The sequence below is a fragment of the Streptomyces sp. Inha503 genome (assembly GCF_047215865.1).
Classification (GTDB): domain Bacteria; phylum Actinomycetota; class Actinomycetes; order Streptomycetales; family Streptomycetaceae; genus Streptomyces; species Streptomyces lycopersici.
In genome coordinates this window covers 11,386,687-11,397,559 of the sequence record NZ_CP178360.1, presented here as the reverse complement: position 1 = coordinate 11,397,559, position 10,873 = coordinate 11,386,687, and the positions used below count along the sequence as shown (strand labels likewise).

Below are 10,873 nucleotides of genomic sequence, written 5' to 3'. Positions count from 1 at the left end.
CAGCAGCGGATGACCCGCACCACCCCGACCCGTCGCGCCACCCGACGCCCAATAGCGGCGGTGCTGGAAGGGATACGTCGGCAAGGTGATCGGACTGCCCTGGGGAACCACGCGGGTCCAGTCCACGGCCGCGCCGTGAGTCCACGCCTCGGCCAGGGACTTCAGCAGACGCCGCTGACCGCCATCGTCGCGACGTAGCGAACCAACCGCCCAACGCCCCTCAATACCCGGCACCAGCACCGGATGCGGGGACACCTCCACGAACCCGGCCACCGGCATCGCCGCCACGGTCTGCGCGAACCGCACCCGCTCCCGCAGATTCCGCCACCAATACGCGGCATCCAACTCCACGGTATCCACCACCGTGCCGGTCACCGCCGAATAGAACGGCACCCGACCCGAACGCGGCGACACCCGCACCGCCAACAACCGCTCTCGGATCGACTCGACCAACGGGTTATGACTCGCATAGTCCACATCGACCCGACGGGCCCGGATCCCGGACGCGTCGCATCGCGCCGCCAACGCGTCCAACGGCTCCGGCGCACCCGAGACCACCACCTGCTCGGCCGCATTGACCGCCGCGATCCCCAACCCGTCGGCCAACATGTCCTCGACCACCTCGGGAGCGGCGGCGACCGACAACATCCCTCCGGTGCCCGCCAACGCCACCAGTGCCCGGCCGCGCGCGGTCACCAGACCGAGAGCGTCCTCCAACGACAACGCCCCCGCGAAGCACGCCGCGGCCAGCTCACCCTGCGAATGACCCACCACCGCCGACGGCACCACCCCCGCCGCCTCCCATACACGCGCCAAACCAACCATCATCACGAACAAAGCAGGCTGAACCACATCCACCCGCTCCAACCCAACCCCCGAGATCAACGCGTCCCGCAACGGGAAGTCCACCAACTGCTCACACTCGGCCACGAACTCCGCGAACACCGAAGAACAAGCCAACAACTCCCGACCCATCCCCAACCACTGCGACCCCTGACCCGGAAACACGAAAGCCACATCACCGCCCGACACCGACGGAACACCCGGCTCAACCCGCACCAGAGCCTCATCCAACTCCGCACGGTCAACACCCAGAACCACCGCCCGGTACTCCAGCCCGGCCCGGACATCGGCCAGCGCACCCGCCACATCCGCGATATCGGTCCCGGCCGGGACATCCGATACCAGCTGCCCCGCCAACGCCGCCAGCCCCGCGCCCGAGCGGGCCGACAAGACCCACGGCACCACTCCGCCGGTCACCACCGGCCGGCCGGACGTGGGTCGCGCGGGAACCGGCTCCGGGGCCGCTTCGAGGATCACATGAGCGTTGGTGCCGCTGATACCGAACGACGAGACGCCGGCTCGCCTGGGACGCCCGTCGGACTCCCAGGCTCGTGGTTCGGTCAGCAGGCGCACATCCCCGGCCGTCCAGTCCACGTGCGGCGACGGCTCGTCGGCGTGCAGCGTCGGTGGCAGCGTTCCGTGCCGGAGTGCCTCGACCATCTTGATCACACCGGCCACCCCAGCCGCGGCCTGAGCGTGTCCGATGTTCGACTTCACCGACCCCAGCCACAACGGACGGTCCTCGGGCCGGTCCTGCCCATAGGTCGCCAGCAGCGCCTGCGCCTCAATCGGATCCCCGAGCGTGGTCCCGGTCCCGTGCCCCTCGACCGCGTCCACATCGCCCGGGGTCAGCCGGGCATCGGCCAGCGCCCGGCGGATGACACGTTCCTGGGACGGACCGTTCGGCGCCGACAGGCCGTTGGACGCGCCGTCCTGGTTCACCGCGCTGCCTCGCAGCACCGCCAGCACCGGGTGCCCGAGCCGTCGCGCTTCGGACAGCCGCTCCAGTACCACCATGCCAACGCCCTCGGACAACACCGTGCCGTCCGCCGTACCCGAGAACGCCTTGACCCGCCCGTCGGCCGCCAGACCGCCTTGCAGCGCGAACTCCGAGATCGTCGTCGGGGTGGCCATGACGGTGACCCCTCCGGCCAGCGCCAACGAACATTCGCCGTTGCGCAGCGCCTGCGCGGCCAGGTGCATCGCCACCAGCGACGACGAACACGCCGTATCGACCGTCACCGCCGGACCCTCCAGGCCGAACGCGAACGCCACCCGGCCGGATACGACGCTCGACGCGTTGCCGGTGAGCCGGAAACTGCCCCCGTCGGCCTCGGAGAGCCGCCATGCGTAGTCCTGCAAGGACAGCCCGGCGAAGACGCCGGTGTCGGAGCCGCGCATCCGCGAAGGGTCGAATCCCGCGCGTTCCAGGGCTTCCCAGGACACTTCGAGCAGCAGCCGCTGCTGCGGATCCATCGCCACCGCCTCACGCGGCGAGATCCCGAAGAACTCCGCATCGAAGTCCGCCGCGCCGGACAGGAAACCGCCCACGCGCGAATACCCGGCGGGCTCCGTTTCCCAGCCGCGGTCGGCCGGGAAGTCCCCCATCGCGTCCGTGCCGCCGACGACGAGCTGCCACAGTTCCTCCGGCGAGGCGACCCCGCCCGGGAACCGGCAGGCCATCGACACCACCGCGACCGGTTCCCCCGCCGAACGCACCGGCATCACTTCCCCGGCGGTCTCCTCCACGCCGAGCGCCTGCCGCAGCAGGTACTCGGCCAGAGCCTGCGGCGTCGGGTAGTCGAAAACCAGCGTGGCCGGCAGCGTCAGCCCGGCCGCCGCGGCCAGCCGGTTACGCAGCTCCACCGCGGTCAGCGAGTCGAAACCGAGGTTACGGAACGCCTGACCGGCCTCGATGCCGCTCGCATCGCCGTGGCCGAGGACCACCGCGGCGTGCTCGCGCACCAGGTCCAGCAGGACGCGGGACCGCTCGCCCTCGCCCAGCCCGGCCAGGCGGCGGGCCAGCTCGCCGCCGCCGGTGCCGGCCGCGGCCGTCCGGCGCGGCGCGCGGCCGAAGCCCAGGAGCACCGCCGGCATCGTCTGTCCGGCGGCGATCGCGCCGCGGACCGCGGCCACGTCCAAGCCGGTGGCGACCACGGGCTGGCCGCCGCTCAGCGCCTGGTCGAACAGGCTCAGCGCCTGCTCGATCGGCAGCAGCGTGCCTCCGACGCGGGCCAGCCGGGCCAGGTCGGCGTCGGTGACGCCGGCGCCGATCGTGCTGCGCTGCTCCCAGAAGCCCCAGGCGATCGAGACGGTGGGCAGGCCCTGCGCCCGCCGGTGCGCGGCCAGGGCGTCCAGGTAGGTGTTGGCCGCCGTGTAGTTGCCCTGCCCGGCGCCGCCGAGCAGGCCCGACAGCGACGAGAAGAGCACGAACATCCGCAGGTTCCGGTCGGCCGTCGCCTCGTGCAGATGCCGGGCCGAGACCGCCTTGGACGCCAGTACCCGGTCCAGCGACGGCTCGGTCAGTGCGGTCACCGGGGCGTCCTCGACCACTCCGGCCGCGTGGACCACGGCGGTCAGGTCGGGGAGGTCCGCGACGAGCGCGTCAACCACGGCGCGGTCGGCCAGGTCGGCCGCGACGATCCGTACGCGGGCCCCGGCCGCCTCGAGGTCGGCGACCAGCTCGTCGGCGCCGGGCGCGTTCCGCCCCGACCGGCTGACGAGCACCAGGTCCCGGATCTCGTGCCGGACGGCCAGATGCCGGGCGACCAGGCCGCCCAGCGTCCCGGTCCCGCCGGTCACCAGCACCGTGCCGTCCGGGCCGAGTACGGGGACCGGCTCATCGCTGGAGGCCGCCCGGCGCAGCCTGGGCACCAGCAGCTTCCCGTCGCGCAGCGCCAGCTCCCGCTCCCCGGTGGCCAGGGCGGCGGAAACCATCGCCTCGGACTCGGGACGGCCATCGTCGTCCAGCAGCACCAGACCCGCGTCGGGGTGCTCGGCCATCGCCGAACGGACCAAGCCCCAAACGCCCGCCACGGCCAACCCCGCGACCGAATCCCCGTCAACCGCGGCAACCGCGTCACGCGTACGGACCGCCAGCCGCGACCCCGCCGGACGCTCATCGGCCAGCCAAGCCTGTACCAAGGCCAACGCCGCCGGCACGTCGACGGGCTCCGCCAAGGCGAAGCGCGGCCCATCCTCCGTTCCCGCGGACAGGTCCGGGCCCACGCGTACCCACTCCCGCACCGCCGAGCCGGTCGGCATGCGCATCGGCGCCCATTCGAGGGCGAGCAGGCCCGCGCCCGCGCTCAGAGCTGGTGCCAGGCGGCCCGCCTCGGCCGGGCGGGAGATCATCGCGCCGACCGATACCACCGGCTGGCCTTCGCCGTCGGCGGCGAGCAGACTCACCGCGCCCGGTCCGGCCGGGCTCAGCCGCACCCGCAGCGCCGACGCCCCGATCGCGTGGAGCCGCACATCGCGCCACGCGAACGGCAAACCGATCTCGTCACCTTCCCCGGCCGCGGTGAGCAGAACGTGCAGGGCGGCGTCCAGCAGCGCCGGGTGGATCCCGAACCCGTCCTGGCCCTCGCCGGCGGCGGGCAGTTCCACTTCGGCGTACAGGTCCTCGCCGAGCCGCCAGGCCGCTCGCAGACCGCGGAACGCCGGGCCGTACTCGTAGCCGCGCGCCGCCATGGCCTCGTAAGCGTCGATGACGGGAAGGGCCTGCGCGCCGACCGGGGGCCACTGCCCTTCGAGGCCTTCCACCATGTCGGCGGGGTCGGCCAGGGACGCGGTGGCGTGCCGGATCCACTGCTCCCCGGTACGGGAGAACACGCTCGCCCGGCTGTCTTCGACTCGCACCTGGACATCCACCACGCCGTCCAGCACCAACGGCTGCTCGAACGTGATCTCCCCGATCGCAGGCAGCCCGGCCCGATCCCCGGCGTGCAACACCAGCTCGGCCAGCGCCGCGCCGGGTGCCAGCACCGTGCCCGCCACCACGTGATCGCCGAGCCATGGGCTCGTCCCGGCCGACACCCGCCCCGACCACACCCAGCCGGCGTCCTCGGCCAGCCGCACCGCGGACTCCAGCAGCGGGTGGCCTGCCCTGCTCCGGCCGGTGCCGCCACCGGAGACCCAGTAGCGGCGGTGCTGGAAGGGATACGTCGGCAAGGTGACCGGCTTGCCCCCGGTGATGAGGCGGGTCCAGTCCACCGCCGCGCCGTAAGTCCACGCCTCGGCCAGGGACTTCAGCAGACGCCGCTGACCGCCGTCATCGCGGCGCAGCGAACCAACCGCCCAACGCCCCTCAATACCCGGCACCAACACCGGATGCGGGGACACCTCCACGAACCCGGCCACCGGCACCGACGCCACCGTCTGCGCAAACCGCACCCGCTCCCGCAGATTCCGCCACCAATACGCGGCATCCAAATCCACGGTATCCACCACCGTGCCAGTCACCGCCGAATAGAACGGCACCCGACCCGAACGCGGCGACACCCGCACCGCCAACAACCGCTCCCGCACCGAGTCCACCAACGGGTTATGACTCGCATAGTCCACATCCACCCGACGGGCCCGGATCCCAGCCGCCTCACACCGCCCCGCCAACGCGTCCAACGGCTCCGGCGCACCCGAGACCACCACCTGCTCGGCCGCATTGACCGCCGCGATCCCCAACCCGTCCACCAGCATGCCCTCGACCACCTCAGGAGCCGCCGAAACCGACAACATCCCACCCGTGCCCGCCAACGCCACCAACGCCCGCCCCCGCTCAACGACCAGGCCAAGAGCGTCCTCCAACGACAACGCCCCCGCGAAGCACGCCGCGGCCAGCTCACCCTGCGAATGACCCACCACCGCCGACGGCACCACCCCCGCCGCCTCCCATACACGCGCCAAACCAACCATCATCACGAACAAAGCAGGCTGAACCACATCCACCCGCTCCAACCCAACCCCCGAGATCAGCGCGTCCCGCAACGGGAAGTCCACCAACTGCTCACACTCGGCCACGAACTCCGCGAACACCGAAGAACAAGCCAGCAACTCCCGCCCCATTCCCAACCACTGCGACCCCTGACCCGGGAACACAAAAGCCACATCACCGCCCGACACCGACGGCACACCCGGCTCAACCCGCACCAGAGCCTCATCCAACTCCGCACGGTCAACACCCAGAACCACCGCCCGGTACTCCAGCCCCGCGCGGCCCCCCGCCAGAGACAGCGCCACATCCGCGATATCGGCTCCGGCCGGGACGTCCGACGCCAGCCGGGCGGCCAGCGCCCGCAGGCCCGCACCCGACCGGGCCGACAGCACCCACGGCACGACACCGCCGGTCACCACGGGCGCCACGTCCGAGACCTGCTCCGGGAGCGGATCCGGGGCCTGCTCGAGGATCACGTGCGCGTTGGTCCCGCTGAGCCCGAACGCGGACACCCCGGCCCGCCGCGGACGCCCATCGGACTCCCACGGACGCGCCTCGGTCAGCAGCCGTACGTCGCCGGCTGTCCAGTCCACATGGTGCGACGGCTCACCGGCGTGCAGCGTCGCCGGGAGCATCCCGTGCCGCATCGCCTCGACCATCTTGATCACACCGGCGACACCGGCCGCCGCCTGGGTGTGGCCGATGTTCGACTTCACCGACCCCAGCCACAACGGACGGTCCTCGGGCCGGTCCTGCCCATAGGTCGCCAGCAGCGCCTGCGCCTCAATCGGATCCCCGAGGGTGGTCCCGGTGCCGTGCGCCTCAGCCGCGTCCACTTCCGCGGCGGACAACCCCGCGCCGGCCAGCGCGGCCCGGATCACCCTCTGCTGCGAGGGACCGTTGGGGGCGGACAGGCCGTTGGACGCCCCGTCCTGGTTCACCGCGCTGCCGCGCAACACCGCCAGCACCGGATGCCCGAGCCGCCGCGCCTCCGACAACCGCTCCAGCACCAACACCCCGACGCCTTCACCCCAGCCGGTGCCGTCCGCTCCGGCCGAGAACGGCTTGCACCGGCCATCGGCCGCCAGCCCGCCCTGCACCGCGAACTCCGCGAACGCCGCCGGGGTGGCCATCACCGCCACGCCGCCCGCCAGGGCGAGTGAGCATTCGCCGTTGCGCAGCGCCTGCGCGGCCAGGTGCATCGCCACCAGCGACGACGAACACGCCGTATCGACCGTCACCGCCGGACCTTCCAGGCCCAGCGCGTAGGACACCCGGCCCGACGCCACGCTCGTCGAATAGCCCGTCAGCCGGAACCCGCTGCCGTCGCCATCGGGCAGTTGCGAGCCGTAGCCCTGGTAGTACAGGCCGGCGAAGACCCCGGTGTCGGAGCCGCGCAGACCCGAGGGGTCCAGGCCCGCACGTTCCAGCGCCTCCCAGGACACCTCGAGCAGCAGCCGCTGCTGCGGATCCATCGCCACCGCCTCACGCGGCGACACCCCGAAGAACTCCGCATCGAAGTCCGCCGCGCCGGACAGGAAACCGCCCACCCGCGCGTATCCGGCCGGTTCGGTCTCCCAGCCACGGTCGGCCGGGAAGTCGCCCATCGCGTCCACACCCTCGGCGACCAGCCGCCACAAGTCCTCCGGCGAGGCCACCCCACCCGGGAAACGACACGCCATCGACACGACCGCGATCGGATCACCAGTCGCCGCCGAGACCGGGACGACCTCCGCGGCCACCGGGGCCGCACCAGTCACCCGCGCCACCAGATACTCAGCCAGCACCCGAGGCGTCGGATAGTCAAAAACCAGCGTGGCCGGCAACGTCAACCCGGACGCCCCCGCCAGCCGGTTACGCAACTCCACCGCCGTCAGCGAATCAAAACCCAGATCCCGGAACGCCCGGTCAGCCGGAACACCATCACCATGACCGAGCACCACCGCCGCATGCTCACGCACCACATCCAGCACCACCCGCACATGCTCCACCGACGGCAACGCGGCCAGACGACGCGCCAACGCCCCACCACCAGCCCCAGCGACAGCCGCCCGCCGCGGCGCACGACCCAAGCCAAGAAGCACCGCCGGCACCGACGACCCCGCCGCGATGGCGCTCCGCACCGCACCCACGTCCAGACCCGCCGCCACCACCGGCCGGCCGGTGGCCAGCGCCCGGTCCAGCAGATCCAGTGCCTGCTCGGTGCCCAGCACCACACCTCCGCCACGCGCCAGCCGAGCCCGGCCGGTGTTCGTGACCCCGGCGGTCATGGCACTCGTCGGCTCCCACAGACCCCAGGCAATCGAGACCGCGGGCAGCCCGAGGGCCTTCCTGTGCTCGGCGAGTGCGTCCAGGTAGGTGTTGGCGGCCGCGTAGTTGCCCTGCCCCGGGTTGCCGAGCAGTCCCGCCAGGGACGAGAACAGCACGAACATCGACAGGTCCATATGCTGGGTCGCCTGATGCAGATGCCAGGCGGCGTCCGCCTTGGCCGCCAGCACCCGGCCCAGCGAGTCGTCGGTCAGCGACGTCACCGACGTGTCCTCGAGCACCCCGGCCGCGTGCACCACCCCGGCCAGCTCCGGGATGTCCGCCACCAGCGCGTCCACCGCGGCACGGTCGGACAGATCCGCCGCGACGATCCGCACCCGCACCCCAGCCGCCTCCAACCCGGCGGCGAGTTCATCAGCGCCGGGGGCGTCCGGCCCCGACCGGCTCGCCAGCACCAGATCCCGTACCCCATGCCGGTCCACCAGATGCCGGGCGACCAGACCACCCAACGTCCCCGTCCCACCGGTGATCAGCACCGCGCCGCCGTCCACACCGGGCAGCCGCAGCACGATCTTGCCGACATGCCGGGCCTGGCTCATGAACCGCAGCGCCTCGCCCGCCCGCGCCACCGGCCACACCGTGACCGGCAGCGGCACTATCCGCTCCAGGACCTGCTGCCACTTCTCCGCGAGCCACTCGGGAGCGAAGTCCCCCAAGTCGAACGGGACCTGCCGCGGGTCGCGGATATCGGTCTTGCCCAGTTCCACGAACCGGCCGCCCTCGGCCAGCATCCCCAGGGAGGCGTCCAGCAGTTCCCCGGTCAGCGAGTTCAGCACCACGTCAACCTGGCCGAACTCATCGGCGAAGTCCGCCGTACGCGACGAGGCGATGTGCGTCACGCCCAGCGCCGCCACCGCGGCCTGCTTGGCCGGACTCGCCGTCGCGAACACCTCCGCCCCCGCCGCCAACGCCAGATGCACGGCCGCCATACCCACACCGCCGGACGCCGCGTGAATCAGCACCCGGTCTCCCGGCCGCACCCGGCCCAGATCGAACAGGGCGTGATGAGCGGTCAGATATGCGGTCGGCGCCCCCGCTGCCTCGACATCGCTCCACCCGTCCGGGATCGGCACCAGCGGCCGCGCGTCAACCACCGCCAGCGGGCCGAACGCCTGGAACATCCCCATCACCCGGGTGCCGACCGGCAGACCGGTCACCTCCGGGCCGGTCTCGATCACGACGCCGGCGCCGTCGGTGCCGGGCGGCCGGGTGTCGTTCGGCAGCGTGCCCAGCGCCGACAACAGGTCGCGGAAGTTCACCCCCGCCGCACGGACCGCGATCCGGACCTCATGCGCTCCCAGCGGCCGCTCCGCGTCCGGCGCCGGGACGGCCCGTACTCCGTCCAGGTCGCCGCCCGCGGCCCACTCCAGCCGCCACGCCTCCGTGCCGAACGGCACTTCCAGACCGGCGGGGACAGTGCGCAGCCGGGGTACCAGCACCGCCCCGGCCCGCAAGGCCAGCTCCTTCTCACCGGTGGCCAGGGCCGGGGCGACGACCGCGTCGGACTCGGAGCGGCCGTCGTCGTCGAGCAGCACCAGACCCACGTCCGGGTGCTCGGACTGCGCCGAGCGGACCAGTCCCCAGATCCCCGACGACGCCAGCCCGGCGACCGTGTCGCCCTCAGCCGCCGCGACCGCCTCATGGGTGCGGACCACCAGCCGCGATCCCGCCGGGTAACCGGCCTCCAGCCACGCCTGCACGAGGGCCAGCGCCCCTGGCGGGTCCACGGGCTCAGCCACAGCGAATACCAGCTCGTCCGTCGCGTCGGGCAGGTCGAGCTCCGGGCCGACCTGGGCCCAGGCCCGCTCCGGCGCCGGCCCGGGGCTGAGCCGCGCCCATTCCAGCGCCAGCAGGCCGGTGCCCGCGCCGGGACTGGTGAGCCGGCCGGTGTCCGCGGGGCGGGACATCATCGCACCGGCCGACACCACCGGCTTGCCGTCACCGTCGGCGGCGAGCAGGGAGAACGCGTCCGGACCGGCCGGGCTCAGCCGCACCCGCAGCGCCGACGCCCCGGTGGCGTGCAGTCGCACGTCCCGCCACGCGAACGGCAACCGCACCTCATGACTGTCCTCCGCGGCCACGATCAGCGCGTGCAGGGCGGCGTCCAGCAGCGCCGGATGGATCGCGAACCCGTCCTGGCCTTCGCCTTCGGCGGGAAGCTCCACCTCGGCATACACGTCCTCGCCGAGCCGCCAGGCCGCCTGGAGACCACGGAACGTCGGACCGTACTCATATCCACGACCGGCCATGACTTCGTAGGCGTCGGCGACGGCGAGGGCCTGCGAGCCGGCCGGGGGCCACTGCCCTTCGAGGCCTTCCACCATTCCGGCGGGGTCGGCCAGGGTCGCGATCGCGTGTCGGGTCCACTGCTCCCCCGTCCGGGAGAACACGGCAACCTGACCGCCCTCCACCGACACCTGCACCTCGACCGGACCGCCGTTCAGGACCAGCGGCTGCTCGAAGGTGATCTCCCCGATCGCCGGCAACCCGGCCCGGTCCCCGGCGTGCAGCACCAGTTCCGCCAGCGCCGCCCCGGGCACCAGCACCGTTCCCGACACGGCGTGATCGGCCAGCCATGGGTTCGTCCCCGCCGACACCCTCCCCGACAACACCCAACCGGCGTCCTCGGCCAGCCGCACCGCGCTGTCCAGCAGCGGATGCCCCGCGGTGCCCCGGCCCGTGCCGCCACCGGACGCCCAGTAGCGGCGGTGCTGGAACGGATACGTCGGCAATGCCACCGGCTTCCCACCGGCTGTCAGTCGGGTCCAG

The 10,873-nt window shown here is 72.6% G+C and carries 4 pseudogenes; all 4 read right to left on the bottom strand.

What is annotated here, in order from left to right:
- Positions 1 to 141: 141 nt before the first annotated feature.
- A pseudogene (locus tag ACJX2R_RS47025) lies at positions 142 to 3,645 on the bottom strand (type I polyketide synthase); the annotation flags it as partial.
- 72 nt (positions 3,646 to 3,717) lie between these two features.
- Positions 3,718 to 4,578, bottom strand: a pseudogene (locus tag ACJX2R_RS47020) (polyketide synthase dehydratase domain-containing protein); the annotation flags it as partial.
- A gap of 117 nt (positions 4,579 to 4,695) precedes the next feature.
- Positions 4,696 to 9,030: pseudogene (locus ACJX2R_RS47015) on the bottom strand (SDR family NAD(P)-dependent oxidoreductase); the annotation flags it as partial.
- A gap of 210 nt (positions 9,031 to 9,240) precedes the next feature.
- Positions 9,241 to 10,752: pseudogene (locus ACJX2R_RS47010) on the bottom strand (polyketide synthase dehydratase domain-containing protein); the annotation flags it as partial.
- Between the last annotated feature and the right edge of the window lie 121 nt (positions 10,753 to 10,873).